The organism is Novosphingobium jiangmenense (assembly GCF_015694345.1).
In the GTDB taxonomy this organism is placed as follows: Bacteria; Pseudomonadota; Alphaproteobacteria; order Sphingomonadales; family Sphingomonadaceae; genus Novosphingobium; species Novosphingobium jiangmenense.
This window is the reverse complement of record NZ_JADQDC010000005.1, coordinates 166,538-182,683: the sequence shown is the minus strand read 5'-3', so window position 1 is coordinate 182,683 and position 16,146 is coordinate 166,538. Positions and strand designations below refer to the sequence as shown.

The window sequence follows — 16,146 nt, the reverse complement described above, 5'->3', positions numbered from 1 at the left end:
TTGATGGCCGCGCGAAGGCTGACGCTAATGGTCATGGGGTTTCCTATCGTTTCCTGTGGGGTGTCGCGGTCGGCCTTGGCAAAGACCACCGGGAGAGGAGACCAGCCAGAGGAGCGAAGACAGACAGGGCCAAGACAGCGTTAAGGCTGTCGTTATGACTATCCCTCTTGGTCTATCGTCATGTCCCAACCGTAGCGGATCATAATGGATCGCTACGGCACTTCAGGGCTCGTCTTCCCGAAGAGGGGAACCTATTTTTCTTTCGATATGGCCAGCAGGCCATCCATAAATGATCTTTATGGAAAGGCTCGACCATAAGCCAAGGCGGTTTCGCCTCCCTGCTTCCAGTGGAACCGGAGTTCGCCTGTCCGGTAATCGACCGTCACCCCGGAGAACAAAACACGCATGGCAGCATTGACCAGCCCCTTGTCTGGCGAAGCCTCCCCGCTGGCCGCTTCGAGGGCGTCGAATAGCCGCTCGGCCCGCGCACGGATCAACCCTTGGTCCGTCATGGTCCGCCGCTCCTCAACCGCCTCTAGCGCCGCTTGGAGAGTTCCTAACTCGGCCTCTAGCTTCGCCAGCCGCGCGGCGCCGGCTTTCGACGGGTGAGCCTCCAAGGCCTCGGCAAGGTCCGTCATGTGCGCCACGGTCCCCGCTATGTTGCTTTCGAGGGAGAGGGCTTCCCGGTCTAGGTCCTGTCCGGCTTTCCCGGCTGGAATGTCCTTCAAGGCCAATTCCGGGTGAGAGAGGATAGCGCCCTCTACGTCCGGCAAGCGGACCGATTGGTAAGAGCAACCCGCCCCGGCCTTGGCGCGGGTGCAGACCAGCCGCGCAACGCCAGCCTTGGCAACGCTCCCCTTGTAAACCCTCGTCATGGCCCCACCGCAAAGCGGACAGCGCGCCAGACCGGCAAGGATGTTGGCAATCGGGCGGGAACCGGCAAGGCCCCTAGCGGCTCCCGTCTCGCCGTCCTTCAAGGCCCGCACGGCAAGCCATGTTTCCTGCTCGATAATCGCCGGGAAGGCCCCGGCAATGGGCTCCTCCTCCACACGGACCTTGCGGCCCTCCCGGTGCTCGATATGCCCCGGCGTGAGTTCCCCGATCACGGCCCGATTGCGTAGCAACTTGGCGACCGACGAACGGTGCCAGATGCGACCGCGACCAAGGGGCGGCACTCCCTCCCGGTTGAACCGCTCGGCAATCTTGTGCTCCCCTTCACCGGAGAGAGTGAGGGAGTAGACCCGCCGGACAATCGCGGCTCTGTCCTCGTCTACCTGCCACCCGGAGCCGTCCGCAACCAGCCACGCGGGAGCCTTGCGGGTCAGCCTTTCCGCTTCCCCGGCGCGAACCTTGCGGCGCTTCTCGTTCCACGCAGCGGCGACCCGACGGCCTTTGATGGCGCTCTCTTCATGCGCCCGCACGGCGACCATGAGCGCGACCATGAGGCCTAGTCCGTTGTCCTGCCGGAGCGTTTCGCGGGAGTAGACCCGCCCGTCTGTCAGCGTTGCGACGTTCACCCCGGACCTTAGGAGGTCGGTAAGCTCCGCCATGGCGTCTAGCGGTTCCATGCGGGAGAGGCGGTCTAGGCTTTCGATCAAGAGGATCGAACCCGGTTCGATGAGACCCTCCCGGACCCGCTCCCGGAATTGAGCAAGAGCGGCCCCCGGCGCAAGGTTCCCGCCCTTGAAAGCCGAAACGCCCTCGTCATGGAACGTTAGGGCCTCGTCCAGTTCCAAACCGTGCCTATCAGCGAAGGCGCGCGCGGCCTCCGTCTGTCGGCGGTAGCTGTCGCCCTTGGATTGCTCGGGCGTCGAAAAGCGGCTGTAGCTGTAGACCTTGGCCATCGGGAAACTGTGGCGCATCGCTAGGGCTCCTTCAAGGGGTCCCTATGGTCTACACATGCTGATGATCGGGCCGCCGGGCGCGGGCAAGTCGCTGATGGCCTCGTGCCTGCCGGGCATCCTGCCGGAACTGACCCCGTCCGAGGCGCTGGAAGTGTCGATGGTGGCATCGGTCGCAGGCACGCTTGAGGATGGCCGCATCAGCCGCGCCCGGCCCTTTCGCGCGCCACATCATTCCGCTTCGATGGCGGCGTTGACCGGGGGCGGGCTGAAAGTGCGGCCGGGAGAGGTCAGCCTTGCCCACCTCGGCGTGCTGTTCCTCGATGAACTGCCCGAATTCCAGCGCGCCGTGCTCGATTCCTTGCGTCAGCCGCTGGAGACGGGCGAGGTCACCGTCGCCCGGGCCAATGCCCACGTCACCTTCCCGGCCCGCGTGCAGCTTGTCGCGGCGATGAACCCTTGCCGCTGCGGCCATCTCGGCGATCCCGCGCTGGGCTGCAGCCGCGCGCCGCGCTGCGCCGGGGACTATCAGTCGAAGGTGTCAGGCCCGTTGCTCGATCGCATCGATCTGCATGTCGAGGTCGATCCGGTATCCGCCGCCGATCTTGCCCTGCCGCCGCCAGCCGAAGGCTCGGACCAGGTTGCGGCGCGGGTCGTGCGGGCAAGGGCGGTGCAGGTCGCCCGGCTTGAGGGCAGCGGCATGCGCAGCAATGCCGAATTGAACGGAGACCTGCTCGATACGCACGCCACGCCTGACGAGCCGGGACGAAAGCTGCTCGCCCAGGCCGCCGAAGCCATGCGCCTGTCCGCGCGCGGCTATACCCGCATGTTGCGCGTGGCACGGACGATTGCCGATCTGGCGGGCGCGGACACCGTGGGCCGCATTCACGTGGCCGAAGCGCTCAGCTATCGGAGAATCGCGCCGCGCGCTTGAAGGATTGTTCACGCAGTGGCGCCGTGTTTTCAGACTTGAATCACGCAAAGACGCGAAGACGCAAAGGGGGGGGCGAGCTTCCGGCGAAGCTGCTTCATTCCCGGTCCGAGGTTTGTTGCAAGAAGCCAGGCCTGCGGCGCTCACAACATCTTCGCGTCTTTGCGTCTTCGCGTGAGAAAACTCTTTAACCCTTCTCCCCGCGTCTGCGTGAAACCTTCTTAAAGATTCCGCCCGAGGAAGATCAGCAGCATCGCCCCGATCACCGAGGCGAGGCAGCCCGCACGGTTTACGCCTTCGCCGAATGTCCCGCCCGATTTCCAACTGGCGAACACTCCCGCCACGAGCGCTCCGCCGATGCCGAGCAGGACGGTCTTCAGAAAGCCGATGTCGACGTCGCCGGGATAGAAGAACCGCGCCAGCACGCCGACCACCAGGCCGGTGAAGACGATCGAGATCAGATTCAGCACACCTGCACTCCGTTCCTGTGGACACCACATATGGTGGCGGTTGACGGATTCTTGTCCACAATTTGGTGATCGGGGCGAAAAATATTTCGACGAGCGTCGTTTCCCCCTTGAACAGCAGGTCTTCCCGCGCGTCGCTGCACTGCACAATGCTCTTTGCGGCGACGAAGCGAATCGCACGTGCGACGAATCGAGTCCTAGTCCGGACGTTTACCCTCTTGTGTCTGAATCCGGTTGAGGCACTATGGGTTGTGGTCGGGCTTCAGGGGGACCTCTAAACCTAGTTTAGAGCGCTTGGGCGTGTTTTGCGCGCAATGGCAGTGCTTTGCCTGCGCGAGGAGCACGAAGGCCGCGATCGATGAATTCGGAGCCGAGCGCGTGCGGAACAGCATTGTTCCACTTTCGTTCCGTCTCCTGTAGGATCGGGAACGCACCCGATTCGAAGCTGGACTGATCGCTGCGGCTTCTGGCCCGGCGTGCGAACGGGGGTTGAACGTGGATTTCAGGACTGGAGACGGCTCCGTGGTTGCGCAGGACGAACTGGCACTTGCAGACGCTGCAGCAGCCGCTGGCGGTGAAGCAAAGGCGCTCGACATGAACAGCAAGGACGCAGGCAGCGACGCGCTCGTCGCGGGCATGGCGGCAACGGTTGCGGCGGCCGCAGTCGCGGCGGCACCGGTCAGCGATTCCAAGAAGGTCAATCCGCGCCGCTTCACCATCGTCACTGACGACAGCCGCGATGCGCGCCTGACCGATTTCGGCAAGGACACGCTCGACGACCGCTACCTGCTTCCGGGCGAGAAGTATCAGGACCTGTTCGCGCGCGTGGCCGATGCCTATGCCGACGATCAGGAGCACGCCCAGCGCCTCTACGACTACATCTCGAAGCTGTGGTTCATGCCGGCAACGCCGGTGCTTTCGAACGGCGGCACCGGGCGCGGATTGCCGATCTCGTGCTACCTCAACTCGGTCGATGACAGCCTCGAAGGCATCGTTGCCACCTGGAACGAGAACGTCTGGCTCGCCTCGCGCGGCGGCGGCATCGGCACCTATTGGGGCAAGGTCCGCGGTATCGGCGAATCTGTCGGCCTCAACGGCAAGACCAGCGGCATCATCCCCTTCGTGCGCGTGATGGATTCGCTGACGCTGGCGATCAGCCAGGGCTCGCTGCGCCGTGGCTCGGCCGCCTGCTACCTTGACGTCTCGCACCCCGAGATCGAGGAGTTCCTCGAAATCCGCAAGCCTAGCGGTGACTTCAACCGCAAGGCGCTGAACCTGCACCATGGCGTGCTGCTGACCGACGAGTTCATGGAAGCCGTGCGCGATGGCGCCGAATTCCACCTGCGCTCGCCGAAGGACGGCTCGGTGCGCAGCACCGTCGACGCGCGCTCGCTGTTCCAGAAGCTCGTCGAAACCCGCCTCGCCACGGGCGAGCCCTACATCGTGTTCAACGACACGGTGAACCGCATGATGCCCAAGCATCACCGCGAACTGGGCCTCAAGGTCTCGACCTCGAACCTCTGCTCGGAAATCACCCTGCCGACGGGCCGCGACCACCTCGGCAACGATCGCACCGCGGTGTGCTGCCTGTCCTCGCTCAACCTCGAGACCTGGGACGAGTGGAACGGCGACAAGCGCTTCATCGAGGACGTGCTGCGCTTCCTCGACAACGTGCTGCAGGATTATATCGACCGCGCGCCCGACGAGATGGCCCGCGCCAAGTATTCCGCCGCGCGCGAACGCTCGGTCGGCATGGGCGTGATGGGCTTCCACTCCTTCCTCCAGCTCAAGGGCATCGCCTTCGAGAGCGCGATGGCCAAGGCGTGGAACCTCAAGATGTTCAAGCACATCGCCGCCAAGGCGGACGAGGCTTCGATCCTGCTCGCGCAGGAACGCGGCGCGTGCCCGGACGCTGCCGAAATGGGCGTGATGCAGCGCTTCAGCTGCAAGATGGCAATCGCGCCGACCGCGTCGATCTCGATCATCTGCGGCGGCACGTCTGCCTGCATCGAGCCGATCCCGGCCAACATCTACACGCACAAGACCCTGTCGGGCTCGTTCGTGGTCGAGAACCCCTATCTCAAGAAGCTGCTCGCGGCGAAGAGCAAGGATTCCACCAACGTGTGGAACTCGATCCTCGAACAGGGCGGCTCGGTCCAGCACCTCGATTTCCTGAGCCCCGAGGAAAAGGCCGTGTTCAAGACCAGCTTCGAGATCGATCAGCGCTGGCTGCTCGAATTCGCGGCGGACCGCACGCCCTACATCGACCAGGCCCAGTCGCTGAACCTCTACATCCCGGCCGACGTCGACAAGTGGGACCTGATGATGCTCCACTTCCAGGCGTGGGAGAAGGGCATCAAGAGCCTCTATTACCTCCGCTCCAAGTCGGTCCAGCGCGCAGGCTTTGCCGGCGGCGTCGAAGCGGACAACACCGCCGAGGCCCCGAAGATCGAACTGTCGGCCGGCCAGACCGACTACGAGGAATGCCTGGCCTGCCAGTGATGGTGGTGCCAGTCCTGCCCCTCGCTTAGGCGAACCATGCTCCGTCCGGCAGTCTCCGTGCGTCACAAGACGTCAGACCGACTGCCGGACAGCACATCCCCGTTACACCCCGCGACACTTTGCGGCTGGCGCACCCCTGCGACAATCCGCGACAAGACTTGTGCTTGCACGATCCCAGTCAGGCCCGCTAAGGCGGCTTTGTCTATTCTTGCGATCAATTCGCATTATCAAAGGGGTTCGTTTCATGCGCAAGTGGCACCGCTGGATCACGGTGTTCTTCGGGGTCTTCATGATCTGGATGGCGTTTACCGGCGTCGCCAGTCACGTGACGGCGCTCTGGCCGTCGGGCGAGCAGGCCGGGCCACCGCCGGTTCCGCAGGGCTTCGTCTGCCCCGAAACCATGATGTGCCGTCCCAAGGCGCCTCCGGGCGGCATGAAGTCGCTGGTCGGCTGGTTTCACCACCTGCATTCGGGCGAGGAATTCGGGCCGCTCGGCACGGCGATCTCGCTGATGACCGGCTTCGCGCTGCTGTTCTTCAGCATTTCGGGCCTGTGGATGTACTTCTCGATGTGGAAGAACCGCAAGGTCCGCAGCCTCAAGCCCGGCTGGTTCTGGAAGTAATTAGAAGCACAAGCTTTGGACGCGGTGTCGGGTCGCTGCCCCGGCCCGGCTACCTCGCAGGTATGCTCTGGGTGGCCGGGCCGGGGGAGCGGGTCGGCACCGCAAGCCTTCTGCGGATGCGGAAGGCGCACCCAACGAACAAGAAAAACGCCCCGCCTTTCGGCGGAGCGCTCTCCGGTCGCGTGGCACGACCTGGTCCCGAAGGGGGCGGGACGTTCTTGCGGTCCGGAGACGGACGGCGAAAATGCCTCGCAGCCTTTCCGGACGTAAACTGGCCGGACTTATTCTTCTTCCAGCATGCCCCAGGCGACATCGCCATTGGCGGAGAGGCGCACCTTGTCGCCCTCGATTTCGGCAACGAGCCCGGTGGAGAGGTAATGATGGTGGCCCGAATGGGTTCCGCCTTCAAAGCCTGCGTCCGAATCCTTGCGCGTCAGCTTGATCCGGCCACCCTCGACGCCGTCGACGGTGCCGATGTGGACGCCGTCCGCGCCGATCACTTCCATGTGCTCGCGGATGCCGGCCATCTGGCCGCTTCCCATCTGACCCCCACCCATCTGACCCTGCCCGGCATCGAATTGCACCTGTTGCCCCTCGGTGCCGGAATTGTCGGAGCGCGAGCTCATCGGGCCCTGGTTCTGCCGTTCCGACTGCTGGCCCATCTGGCCACCGGTGTAGTCGCCGCTCCAGCGGTCGCCGCCGGTCTGCTGGTCTGCGCCGCCGGGGCTGCGGATGCCTTCCTGCCGGTCCGCCTGTCCGGTGCCGCCCTGCTGTTGCTGCTGCCGCTCTCCGGCATTGGCGCCGGTGACGTTGCGGGAATCGTTCGGCTCATACTCGCCCATGGCAATTCTCCTGCGATTTCAGTGGTGTCGCGTGGGCGCAGCGATCCGCGCGCCCTTGCTCTCACAACCGCCCGCCGCACCCGCCGTTCCGCCCGGAAACCCGGCGCCGCGCCAGTCCGATGGCCCCTGTCGCCGGGCCGAGGGTTCCTGCCCCAAAGGACACGATTCATGGGCGTGGAAAACCCCGCCACTATCCCCCGCAAAGGCCCCACGCGCGCTTTTGCCCGGCCGCATCAGACCTTACATTGACAGAATCAGCACAGGACCAGCCCCATGCCCCTTCTTGAAGCCCGCCCCACCTACAAGCCCTTCGAATATCCCTGGGCCTACGAGTTCTGGAAGCGCCAGCAGCAGATCCACTGGATGCCCGAGGAAGTGCCGCTGGGCGAGGATTGCCGCGACTGGGCGCAGAAGATCTCGGATCATGAGCGCAACCTGCTGACGCAGATCTTCCGCTTCTTCACCCAGGCCGACGTGGAAGTGCAGAACTGCTACCACGAACAGTACGGCCGCGTGTTCAAGCCGACCGAGGTCAAGATGATGCTCGCCGCCTTCTCCAACATGGAGACGGTGCACATCGCCGCCTATTCGCACCTGTTAGACACCATCGGCATGCCCGAGAGCGAATACGGCATGTTCCTCGAATACGAGGAGCTGAAGGCCAAGCACGATTACCTGCAGACCTTCGGCGTCGACAACGACGAGGACATCGCCCGCACGCTCGCCATGTTCGGCGGCTTCACCGAAGGGCTGCAGCTCTTCGCCTCGTTCGCGATGCTGATGAACTTCCCGCGCTTCAACAAGATGAAGGGCATGGGCCAGATCGTCTCGTGGTCGGTCCGCGATGAATCGCTCCACTGCGAAGGCATCACCCGCCTGTTCCACGCCTTCGTCAAGGAGCGCGGCTGCCTGACCAAGGCGGTGAAGGAAGACATCATCGACTGCTGCCAGAAGACGGTGCGCCTCGAAGACGCCTTCATCGACCTTGCCTTTGAACAGGGCCCTGTCCCGGGCATGAGCGCCAAGGAAATCAAGCGCTACATCCGCTACATCGCCGACTGGCGCCTGAGCCAGCTCGGCCTGCCCGCGATCTACATGATCGAAGACCACCCGCTCCCCTGGCTCGCCCCGCTGCTCAACGGCGTCGAACACGCCAACTTCTTCGAAACCCGCGCCACGGAATACTCGAAGGCGGCAACGAAGGGCGACTGGAACACGGTGTGGAGCAGCTTCGACAAGCGCCGCAGCGCCAAGTCGGCGGCGAACGTGGAAGCGCCGGTTGAGGTGGATGTTGACATGTTCGGCGCTGCGGGGATTGCGGCGGAGTGAGGTTTGGGGGGTGAAGAGGTAAGAAGGGATTGATGCGAGGGGCTAGGCCCCTCGCGCTCCCAGCTAGAGGTACACATTTGCTGCAGACATTTCTCAATTCAACTGAAGGAATTTCAGCGCTGCTTTCGGCGCTAAGTACAATTTTTTCAGTTTGGGCTGCGAAGGTTTTGCAAGGCCGAGTGAGGCTAGTTTTTTTCAGTCCTCCATCGACATTCTTTACCTTAAAAAATGACGGTGATCCGATCCCAGTGCAGCTGCGCTCAGGTCAAGTCATGATTCAGAATCTTGGCCGATTGGCCGCAACAGATGTTGAAGTCATAGCATCGGCCGGACCACCTGCGGGATACACTCTCGTTCCTCCAGTTTCCCACTCAGCAGAGATGAACTCACACGGGAATTGGGTCTTAAAGATAAATTTTATCGCTCCAAAAGAAGTCATAACAGTTCAGATATTGAACGGACCGAATATTGATTCGGTCAGAAGTGCCGATTGTGTGGCAAAGTACGTTCCAGTCGTGCATCAGAGGCAATTTCCTGCATGGTTTAATGCCTCAGCAGTCTTTCTGATGCTCGTTGGGGTAGTTTCCATATTCTACATCTTTTGGCGCAGTATCATTTGACGCTATTCAAATGCCCACCCCCGGCCCCTCCCGCTTGCGGGAGGGGAGAAGGAAGGGTTTCCTGTGGCGCGGCGGTGTTCTTGTCCCCCTCCCGCAGGCGGGAGGGGTTAGGGGTGGGCATCCGGCGTTAGCCGGACAAACCCTAAGCGCCGGGCATCGACGGCCAGGCGAATGGCGGTCGCCACGCCTTCGACGTTCCCGTGCACATCGGCGTTGGTGAAGCGCAGCACCTGATAGCCCGCCTGCGCCATCCAGCGATCGCGCGCGGCGTCGTGCTCAGGCCGCAGGTCGTGGCTGTAACCGTCAAGCTCCACCACGATCATCAGGTCCCGGCAGAGGAAATCGGCGAAGTAGGGGCCGACGGGCATCTGGCGGCTGAACTTTGCGCCCAGTGCACTGCCGGAAAGACAGCGCCACAGCTTGCGCTCCATCGGCGTTGCCTCGCGGCGGAGAGTGCGCGCGCGGACGGTGTTGCGGGGTTTGAACTCGCGCATGGGCGCAAGGTTGCCTCCGGTTGGCGCGGGGGCAAGGTTGGATGGTGCGGAAATGGTGGGTTCTGGTTTCGGTTCGCCTGTTCGGCGAATGCCCACCCCCAACCCCTCCCGCCTGCGGGAGGGGGGAAGAAACGGGAGCGCCTTCCCGCTTGCGGGAGGGGGGAAGAAAGGGGCGCTCTTGCCCCCAACCTGCTAATGATGGCACATGGCTCTACCATGCCGCTGGACTTCTCTCCCCTCGCAAATGCCGTCGCCCGACTCGACGAGGGCCTCGCGCGATTCCGTACCGACGAAAGCGACACGCAGATTCGTGACGGGCTGATCCAGCGGTTCGAATTCACGTATGACCTTGCCCACAAGATGCTCCGCCGTGCGCTGGAGGAGGGGGCCGCCAATCCAGAGGCGATTGATCGGCTGACTTTTCCTGACCTTATCCGCACCGGGGTGGAGCAGGGTCTCGTCGCCGGGCAGTGGGCCGAATGGCGCACGTTCCGCGAGATGCGCAACATCACCTCGCACACTTATGACGAGGCCAAGGCAGTGCAGGTCGTCGCCGCGATCCCGGCGTTTCTGGCAGAGGCGCGCGGTTTGCTGGACCGCTTGCAGGCGCGGGCGTGAACGCGGCTTTGCATCTCTCCGACGAGGAACTGGCAGAAGTCCGCGCAATCCTGCGGCAGTGGCTGCCTGAGGGTGCAACGGTCCGAGTCTTTGGCAGCAGGGCCGGGGGCCAGCCCAAGCCATGGTCCGATCTCGATCTCGCGCTGCTGGCAGCTGACGCACTTCCGCTCTCGCTGATGGCGGCCTTGCGCGACGCCTTCGATGAATCGGCGCTTCCGTGGAAGGTCGATCTGGTCGATTGCCGCAGCGTCTCGCCGGAATTCGCCGCGATCATCGATCGTGACGGCGTGGTGCTTCTCTGACATAGCGCTGTCCCATGCAACTCGACGACCAGCTCCGCCGCTATTTCGGCACCGATGATCTGCCCGCCGTCACCCCCGATGCCTTTGCGGCGGGGATCGAGAAGATGCTGGTTGATTTCGGGCTGGAGAAGGACCGCGCCCGCCGGTTCGGGCTGTGGTCGCTGCTGCACATGCTTGGGTCTGCGCCCGATCTCGACGTGGCGTTCAAGGATGCCGAGGATCGTGAGGCGGCGCGCGATTTCATGGATATGATAGACCGTGCCGCAAGCGCTGGCTGAGCTGCCGCTGCTGAAGATCGCGGGCGGCTGGCTGCTGCTGGTCAACCTGCACACCTTCACTGCTTTCTGGTCTGACAAGCGCGCCGCCTTGCGTGGGACCTGGCGCACCCCCGAATCGAGCCTGCTTATGGGCGCGTTCCTCGGCGGCACGCCCGGCGCCTTCCTCGCGCGGCGCGTGTTCCGTCACAAGACGCGCAAGCAGCCCTTCGTCGGCCAGTTGAAGGCGATTGCCTTCCTGCAATTCGTGGCGCTCGGCGGCGCGGTGGGCTGGCACATCGGCGGCATGTTGCAGGCCTGACGCAATCGCCGTTTGACGACGCAGCCGACTGCGCGCACTCTCCCGTCCGGATGGAGGGGTGTGCCTATGCCGGCGCTGTTCTGGGGTTTCCTGGCGATCGTGATTGTCGTGATCGGGCTGGCGCTGATTGCGCTGCGGCCGCAGCTTCCGGCGTCGGACCGGCCCAAGGACAAGGGCCACGGTTCCGGCGGCATGTGGTGGGCTACCGACGCCGGCAGCGGCGATTGCGGTGACGGCGGCTGCGACTGATCTTCCGGCATAGCAGGCAAGCAAAAAGGGCGGCTTCCCCCCGGACGCCGCCCTTCCCGTAACCCGCCGCAGCAGGTCGAAAAGTCTTGAAGGTCAGGCCGTCGCCTGCTTGCCGTACCGCCGCCGCGCGACCAGCGCTGCCGCTGCCGCGCCGAACAGGATCACCATCGAAGGCTCCGGCACTTCGGTGCCGCTGCTGGTCGACGAAGTCGTCGTGGTGCTGCCGCCGTTCGAGCTCGACGAGGTGGAGGAAGAGGTCGACGAGGAGGTCGAAGACGATGTCGACGAAGAGGTCGAGCTTGAGGTGGAGCTGGACGTTGACGACGAGGTCGACGAACTCGAGGTAACGTTGCCCGAGGAGGTGGACGACGAGGTCGAGGAGCTTGTGCTGACGTTCCCGCTCGACGTGCTGACGTTCCCGCTCGAGGTCGAGACATTGCCACTCGACGAGGAGACGTTGCCGCTGCTCGTGCTGACGTTGCCCGAAGACGTGCTGACCGAGCCGCTAGACGTGCTGACATTGCCCGACGAGGTGGAGGTCGAAGTCGAGACGCCGCCGGTCGATGTGGAAACGCCGCCGGTGGTGGTCGAGCTGGTGATGCCGCCCGAACTGGTCGAGGTCGACCCGCCCGACGTCGAAGACGAGGTCGAGCCGCCCGAGGTGGAGGAGGAGCCGGTGCTGGTCGAGGAGACCACCACGCTGCCGCCGCCCCCGCTGCTGCCGCCGAAGAACCCGCCGAAGAAGCCGCCACCGAACCCGCCGATGCCGCCGCCGCCGATCACCACCGGCACGCCGCCGCCGGTCGAACCGGTCGGTTGCGGGGGCATGGGCGGCATGTAGGGCACCGGCACCATCGCCATCTGCGGCGCGGGTTCGCAGGTCTTCGTGGTCGTGGTGGTGACGATCCGGCGAGCGCGGTGGATCTCGCGCTTGGCCGGGCGCTTGGCGATGCGCTTGGCGGGTTTGGTCGTCTTGACCTTGACCGGCTTGACGTGGTGGATCTCGCCCTTCGAAGGCGCTTCCGACACGTGCACCGCGCCGCCGCCGAGCATAGCCCCTCCCGCCGCCGCCGCTGCCAGTTTTGCCAATGCCATCCGAACCGACATGATCGTTGCTTCCGTTACGTCTCTTGGCGGACGGGCTACCAGAAGCGGGTTAATGCTCTGCTGACCCTTCCTTACCGATCGAAGAACGCAGATGGCGCGCGCGGGGGCAATGCCGTTAACCGTGTTTCAGCTTGTGAATCTGACCGAAAACGGGACCGGAGCGGACGCGGGGTTAACTCTGTGCCAGAATGGGACCGAACTGCGCGCGAGGGTGAAGCCTTGAATCCAACTCTACGGCAACTCCCCCGCAACTCCCCCCTGACTCTCCCGCAACTCTCGCGGACGGGGGGCAGACTCGGGCGCTACTCGGGCTGGTCGAACAGCGAGGGCGTGGACCCGGTCGGGGGCGTCAGCCCGAGGTGCTGCCAGCCGCGATCGTTGAGGCAGCGACCGCGCGCGGTGCGGGCAATCATGCCGAGCTGGATCAGGTAGGGCTCGATCACTTCCTCGATCGTATCGCGCGGTTCGGACAGACCGGCGGCGAGCGTCTCCACGCCGACCGGGCCGCCCTTGTAGATGTCGGCGATCATCGTCAGGTAGCGGCGGTCCTGCAGGTCGAGCCCGATCTTGTCGACCTCGAGTCGGGTCAGCGCATTGTCGGCGATGGCCTGCGTGATCTTCTCGGCGCCCGCCACTTGCGCGAAGTCTCGCACCCGGCGCAGCAGGCGGCCGGCGACGCGGGGGGTGCCGCGTGACCGGCGGGCGATTTCGGTGGCGCCGCCCTTGTCGATGCCGATGCCCATCAGCGATGCCCCGCGCGCGACGACGCGTTCGAGTTCCTCGACCGAATAGAACTGCAGCCGCACCGGGATGCCGAAGCGATCCCGCAGCGGCGTCTGCAGCAGGCCCTGCCGCGTCGTCGCGCCGATCAGGGTGAAGGGCGGCAGGTCGATCCGCACCGAGCGGGCCGAGGGACCCTCGCCGATCATCAGATCGAGCGCGCGGTCTTCCATTGCCGGGTAGAGCACTTCCTCGACAACGGGATTGAGGCGGTGAATCTCGTCGATGAACAGGACGTCGCCGTGTTCGAGGTTGGTCAGCAGCGCGGCGAGGTCTCCCGCCTTGGCGATGACCGGGCCGGAGGTGGCGCGGAAGTTGACGCCCAATTCGCGCGCGATGATCTGGGCGAGCGTGGTCTTGCCCAAGCCCGGAGGGCCGAAGAACAGCACATGATCCATCGCCTCGCGCCGCTGCTTGGCACTTTCGATGAACACCTGCAGGTTGTCCTTGGCACCCGCCTGCCCGACGAACTCGGCCAGCGTCTTGGGCCGCAACGCGGCGTCCTGATCCTCGATCTGCGAGGCGGCGGAGAGGAGGGGGGTATCGGTCATTGATTAGCTGGCAGCCCTCTTCAGCGCCACGCGCACAAGATCGTTCAGCCCGGCATCCTCGCCCAGTTCCTTGACCGCCGCAGCCACGGCGCTGCTCGCCACGGCGGGTTTGAAGCCGAGGTTTTGCAAGGCCGAGACGGCGTCGGCGCCGGCGTTGCCCGGGGGCGGGGTGAAGGCTTCGCCGCTGCCCATGCCGACGGGGGAGGTGTAGCCTGCGAGGCCGCCTGCCTTGTCCTTCAGCTCGTTGACGATGCGGCTGGCGAGTTTGGGGCCGACGCCGTTGGCGCGGGCGACCATGGCGGCGTCGCCGTGGGCGCAGGCGCGCTGGAGTTCTTCGACTGCGAGTGCCGATAGAATCGCGAGGGCGACCTTGCTGCCAACGCCTTGCACCGCTGTCAGCAGGCGGAACCATGCGCGTTCCCCTGCGCTGGTGAAGCCGATCAGGCGCTGGTCGGTCTCGCTCACCTGCATCTCGGTGTGAATGACGACCTTGTCACCCCGGATGCCGAGATGGGTGAGCGTCTTGGCCGAGCAATGGACGAGATAGCCGACGCCGTTCACGTCGATCACGGCCCAGTCGGGCCCGGTGTCGTCAAGAATGCCGGTGAGCTTGGCGATCATGGTTTGTTCCTATGGCAGGAACTTTTTGCCGTGGCCAGAGGCTAACCGCGCCAAATGCGAGGAGAGAGGGCGCTTGCGGACGATGCGTTGCGCGCGCGAAAGTGCCGGATGCCCACCCCCAGCCCCTCCCGCCTGCGGGAGGGGGGAAGAAGGAGGAGCCTCCCGTCTGCAGTGTCGTATACGTCAATCGTTGGCTTGCTGGTCTTCCGGCACGTCGTCCCATGGGCGGTAGTAGAGCGTGGCGCAGTCGTGCGCGAGGATGCCGCCGGTCAGCGTGAGGTCGTCCTTCCAGGCATCCGCCACGAAGTCGAGCGTCGAGAGGTGGCGGTCTTCGAAGTACATTTCGTGGACGTCTTCCCGGCCTGCGCCATAGACGATGCGCGAGATGCCGGCCCAGATCGAGGCCATGGTGCACATGCCGCAGGGCTGGAGCGTGGAATAGAGCGTGGCACCGGGAAAGCGCATCTCTCCGCAAGATTTGCCCGCAGCGCGGATCGCCATGACTTCGGCGTGGGCGGTGGCGTCGCAGTGTTCGGCGGTACGGTTGACGCCGTGCGAGAGCAACTGGCCGTCGCGCACGATGATCGCGGCGATCGGGGTGTTGGCGGGATCGGTGCCCTTGCGGGCGATTGCAAGGTCCCTTGCGCGCGCCATCCACTCTTCATCGCTCGGTCTGTCGTTCAGTGCTTCCATCCGGAGCATACGCCAGATGCACGCGGGCGTTCCGGAGGCGATGGGGCTGGCTGAACCCTTGCACCCAGGTCGTCGTCATTGCGAGCGGAGCGAAGCAATCCAGAGCGGTTCTGCGCCGACTCTGGATTGCTTCGTCGCTGCGCTCCTCGCAATGACGAAGCTTTGGCGTTTAGCGGTGGCTGCCGAGCATGTTGGCGTGGGTGATGGCCACGGCAAGCGCGTCGGATGCGTCCTCGCCCGCCAACTGGACTCCGGGCAGGAGGATCTTGAGCATGTGCTGGATCTGCTGCTTTTCCGCGCCGCCGGTGCCAACCAGCGCCTTCTTGATGACCTTGGTCGGATACTCCGCAACCGGAATGCCCGCGCGTGCGACAGCGACCATGGCAACGCCGCGCGCCTGCCCGAGCTTGAGCGTGGACTGCGGGTTGACGTTTACGAAGACCTCTTCGACCGCGCCGGTATCTGGCTTGTAGATGTCGATCACCGCAGCGAGGGCGGAATCGAGTTCGACCAGACGCGAGGCCATGGTTGCCTTGTTGTCGGTGCGGATCTGGCCGTTGGCGATGTGGCTCAAGCGGCTGCCCGACTTGGCGACTACGCCCCATCCGGTGACGGTGAGGCCGGGGTCGATACCCAAAATGATCATCTTACAACTTGAGTCCGAAGCGCGGGCCTACCTGCATCATCGCCAGATAGAGCAGCACGGTCAGCACACAGCCGCCGACCAGCGCGATCCAGAACGGCACGCCGTGGCGCAGCAGCGCCGGGATCACGAGGAACATCGGGAGCGAGGGCAGAACATACCAGAACGTCGCCTCGGCATGGATCGCCATGTTCTCCGCATCGGGCCGGGCGTTCCACAGGAACACCATGCCGAGCACCGAGACAAGCGGGAGGGAGGCGACCAATGCGCCGACGGCGGGAAGCTTGCGCCCGATCTCCGAGATCAGCGCGATGAGCAAGCCGGACAGCACGGCCTTGATGGCGAGCGGCATCATGGT

General features: G+C 64.4%; 20 protein-coding genes and 1 pseudogene. 11 read left to right on the top strand and 10 right to left on the bottom strand.

All coding sequences use genetic code 11. The features are described from left to right. Window positions 1–296: 296 nt before the first annotated feature. On the bottom strand, window positions 297–1,844 hold the full coding sequence (locus I2488_RS09585; protein ID WP_196275571.1) for a recombinase family protein: 1,548 nt from the start codon (window positions 1,842–1,844) through the stop codon (window positions 297–299). 46 nt (window positions 1,845–1,890) lie between these two features. Between I2488_RS09585 and I2488_RS09580 the strand changes: the two are divergent. Beyond that, a pseudogene (locus I2488_RS09580) lies at window positions 1,891–2,775 on the top strand (YifB family Mg chelatase-like AAA ATPase); the annotation flags it as partial. 218 nt (window positions 2,776–2,993) lie between these two features. Here I2488_RS09580 and I2488_RS09575 read toward each other — a convergent pair. Further along, a complete protein-coding gene (locus I2488_RS09575; RefSeq protein ID WP_196275570.1) occupies window positions 2,994–3,242 on the bottom strand; it encodes a GlsB/YeaQ/YmgE family stress response membrane protein in 249 nt (82 codons plus the stop codon). 492 nt (window positions 3,243–3,734) lie between these two features. Here I2488_RS09575 and I2488_RS09570 point away from each other — a divergent pair, with 492 nt between their 5' ends. Together I2488_RS09570 and I2488_RS09565 are read left to right on the top strand one after the other, a co-directional pair. Further along, a complete protein-coding gene (locus I2488_RS09570) occupies window positions 3,735–5,741 on the top strand; it encodes a ribonucleoside-diphosphate reductase subunit alpha (protein ID WP_196275569.1) in 2,007 nt (668 codons plus the stop codon). Between the two features lie 160 nt (window positions 5,742–5,901). Further along, a complete protein-coding gene (locus tag I2488_RS09565) occupies window positions 5,902–6,363 on the top strand; it encodes a PepSY domain-containing protein (RefSeq protein WP_343071025.1) in 462 nt (153 codons plus the stop codon). Window positions 6,364–6,644: 281 nt separating this feature from the next. Here the strand turns inward: I2488_RS09565 and I2488_RS09560 are convergent, their stop codons facing one another. Next, entirely contained in the window at window positions 6,645–6,890 is a 246-nt protein-coding gene (locus I2488_RS09560) for a DUF2171 domain-containing protein (RefSeq protein ID WP_196275673.1), read from the bottom strand. Between the two features lie 588 nt (window positions 6,891–7,478). Between I2488_RS09560 and I2488_RS09555 the strand changes: the two genes are divergently transcribed. Next, window positions 7,479–8,534, top strand: a complete 1,056-nt coding sequence (locus I2488_RS09555; protein WP_196275567.1) for a ribonucleotide-diphosphate reductase subunit beta — start codon at window positions 7,479–7,481, stop codon at window positions 8,532–8,534. A 77-nt stretch (window positions 8,535–8,611) separates the two neighbouring features. Beyond that, window positions 8,612–9,154 (top strand): hypothetical protein, encoded by a 543-nt coding sequence (locus tag I2488_RS09550; RefSeq protein ID WP_196275566.1) that lies wholly within the window; start codon window positions 8,612–8,614, stop codon window positions 9,152–9,154. A 107-nt stretch (window positions 9,155–9,261) separates the two neighbouring features. Here the strand turns inward: I2488_RS09550 and I2488_RS09545 are convergent, their stop codons facing one another. Next, window positions 9,262–9,648, bottom strand: a complete 387-nt coding sequence (locus tag I2488_RS09545; RefSeq protein ID WP_196275565.1) for an endonuclease domain-containing protein — start codon at window positions 9,646–9,648, stop codon at window positions 9,262–9,264. Between the two features lie 198 nt (window positions 9,649–9,846). Here I2488_RS09545 and I2488_RS09540 point away from each other — a divergent pair, with 198 nt between their 5' ends. From I2488_RS09540 to I2488_RS09520, 5 genes are all read left to right on the top strand, one after another. After that, entirely contained in the window at window positions 9,847–10,266 is a 420-nt protein-coding gene (locus I2488_RS09540) for a nucleotidyltransferase substrate binding protein (RefSeq protein ID WP_246465584.1), read from the top strand. After that, window positions 10,263–10,568, top strand: a complete 306-nt coding sequence (locus I2488_RS09535) for a nucleotidyltransferase domain-containing protein (protein WP_196275564.1) — start codon at window positions 10,263–10,265, stop codon at window positions 10,566–10,568. Before I2488_RS09540 ends, I2488_RS09535 begins: the two co-directional genes overlap by 4 nt. 14 nt (window positions 10,569–10,582) lie before the next feature. Continuing rightward, window positions 10,583–10,846, top strand: coding sequence for a hypothetical protein (locus I2488_RS09530; protein ID WP_196275563.1), 264 nt, complete (start codon window positions 10,583–10,585; stop codon window positions 10,844–10,846). Continuing rightward, entirely contained in the window at window positions 10,827–11,144 is a 318-nt protein-coding gene (locus tag I2488_RS09525; protein WP_343071024.1) for a DUF1294 domain-containing protein, read from the top strand. Before I2488_RS09530 ends, I2488_RS09525 begins: the two co-directional genes overlap by 20 nt. A gap of 66 nt (window positions 11,145–11,210) precedes the next feature. Continuing rightward, complete coding sequence (locus I2488_RS09520; RefSeq protein WP_196275562.1) at window positions 11,211–11,393, top strand: hypothetical protein; 183 nt, start codon at window positions 11,211–11,213, stop codon at window positions 11,391–11,393. 93 nt (window positions 11,394–11,486) lie between these two features. On the opposite strand, the gene I2488_RS19570 is transcribed toward I2488_RS09520, so the two are convergent. Beyond that, window positions 11,487–11,561 (bottom strand): hypothetical protein, encoded by a 75-nt coding sequence (locus I2488_RS19570; protein ID WP_246465595.1) that lies wholly within the window; start codon window positions 11,559–11,561, stop codon window positions 11,487–11,489. A gap of 19 nt (window positions 11,562–11,580) precedes the next feature. Here I2488_RS19570 and I2488_RS19565 point away from each other — a divergent pair, with 19 nt between their 5' ends. Then, window positions 11,581–12,234 (top strand): hypothetical protein, encoded by a 654-nt coding sequence (locus tag I2488_RS19565; RefSeq protein WP_343071023.1) that lies wholly within the window; start codon window positions 11,581–11,583, stop codon window positions 12,232–12,234. A gap of 568 nt (window positions 12,235–12,802) precedes the next feature. On the opposite strand, the gene ruvB is transcribed toward I2488_RS19565, so the two are convergent. The 5 genes from ruvB to I2488_RS09490 all read right to left on the bottom strand — a co-directional run bounded on the left by ruvB (window position 12,803) and on the right by I2488_RS09490 (window position 16,143). Further along, a complete protein-coding gene (gene ruvB, locus I2488_RS09510; protein ID WP_196275560.1) occupies window positions 12,803–13,831 on the bottom strand; it encodes a Holliday junction branch migration DNA helicase RuvB in 1,029 nt (342 codons plus the stop codon). A 3-nt stretch (window positions 13,832–13,834) separates the two neighbouring features. Continuing rightward, window positions 13,835–14,452, bottom strand: coding sequence for a Holliday junction branch migration protein RuvA (gene ruvA, locus I2488_RS09505; RefSeq protein ID WP_196275559.1), 618 nt, complete (start codon window positions 14,450–14,452; stop codon window positions 13,835–13,837). 183 nt (window positions 14,453–14,635) lie between these two features. After that, on the bottom strand, window positions 14,636–15,145 hold the full coding sequence (locus I2488_RS09500; protein WP_343071022.1) for a nucleoside deaminase: 510 nt from the start codon (window positions 15,143–15,145) through the stop codon (window positions 14,636–14,638). A gap of 169 nt (window positions 15,146–15,314) precedes the next feature. Continuing rightward, entirely contained in the window at window positions 15,315–15,791 is a 477-nt protein-coding gene (gene ruvC, locus I2488_RS09495; protein ID WP_196275557.1) for a crossover junction endodeoxyribonuclease RuvC, read from the bottom strand. Between the two features lies 1 nt (window position 15,792). Beyond that, complete coding sequence (locus I2488_RS09490) at window positions 15,793–16,143, bottom strand: DUF3147 family protein (protein WP_196275556.1); 351 nt, start codon at window positions 16,141–16,143, stop codon at window positions 15,793–15,795. Window positions 16,144–16,146 lie beyond the last annotated feature (3 nt).

Coding starts and splice junctions, on each gene's coding strand:
- I2488_RS09530 (WP_196275563.1), top strand. CDS start 10,583: ATGCAACTCGACGACCAGCTCCGCCGCTATTTCGGCACCGATGATCTG.
- I2488_RS09545 (WP_196275565.1), bottom strand. CDS start 9,648: ATGCGCGAGTTCAAACCCCGCAACACCGTCCGCGCGCGCACTCTCCGC.
- I2488_RS09520 (WP_196275562.1), top strand. CDS start 11,211: ATGCCGGCGCTGTTCTGGGGTTTCCTGGCGATCGTGATTGTCGTGATC.
- I2488_RS09585 (WP_196275571.1), bottom strand. CDS start 1,844: ATGGCCAAGGTCTACAGCTACAGCCGCTTTTCGACGCCCGAGCAATCC.
- ruvC (WP_196275557.1), bottom strand. CDS start 15,791: ATGATCATTTTGGGTATCGACCCCGGCCTCACCGTCACCGGATGGGGC.
- I2488_RS09555 (WP_196275567.1), top strand. CDS start 7,479: ATGCCCCTTCTTGAAGCCCGCCCCACCTACAAGCCCTTCGAATATCCC.
- I2488_RS09560 (WP_196275673.1), bottom strand. CDS start 6,890: ATGGCCGGCATCCGCGAGCACATGGAAGTGATCGGCGCGGACGGCGTC.
- ruvB (WP_196275560.1), bottom strand. CDS start 13,831: ATGACCGATACCCCCCTCCTCTCCGCCGCCTCGCAGATCGAGGATCAG.
- I2488_RS09490 (WP_196275556.1), bottom strand. CDS start 16,143: ATGATGCCGCTCGCCATCAAGGCCGTGCTGTCCGGCTTGCTCATCGCG.
- I2488_RS09540 (WP_246465584.1), top strand. CDS start 9,847: ATGGCACATGGCTCTACCATGCCGCTGGACTTCTCTCCCCTCGCAAAT.
- ruvA (WP_196275559.1), bottom strand. CDS start 14,452: ATGATCGCCAAGCTCACCGGCATTCTTGACGACACCGGGCCCGACTGG.
- I2488_RS09500 (WP_343071022.1), bottom strand. CDS start 15,145: ATGGAAGCACTGAACGACAGACCGAGCGATGAAGAGTGGATGGCGCGC.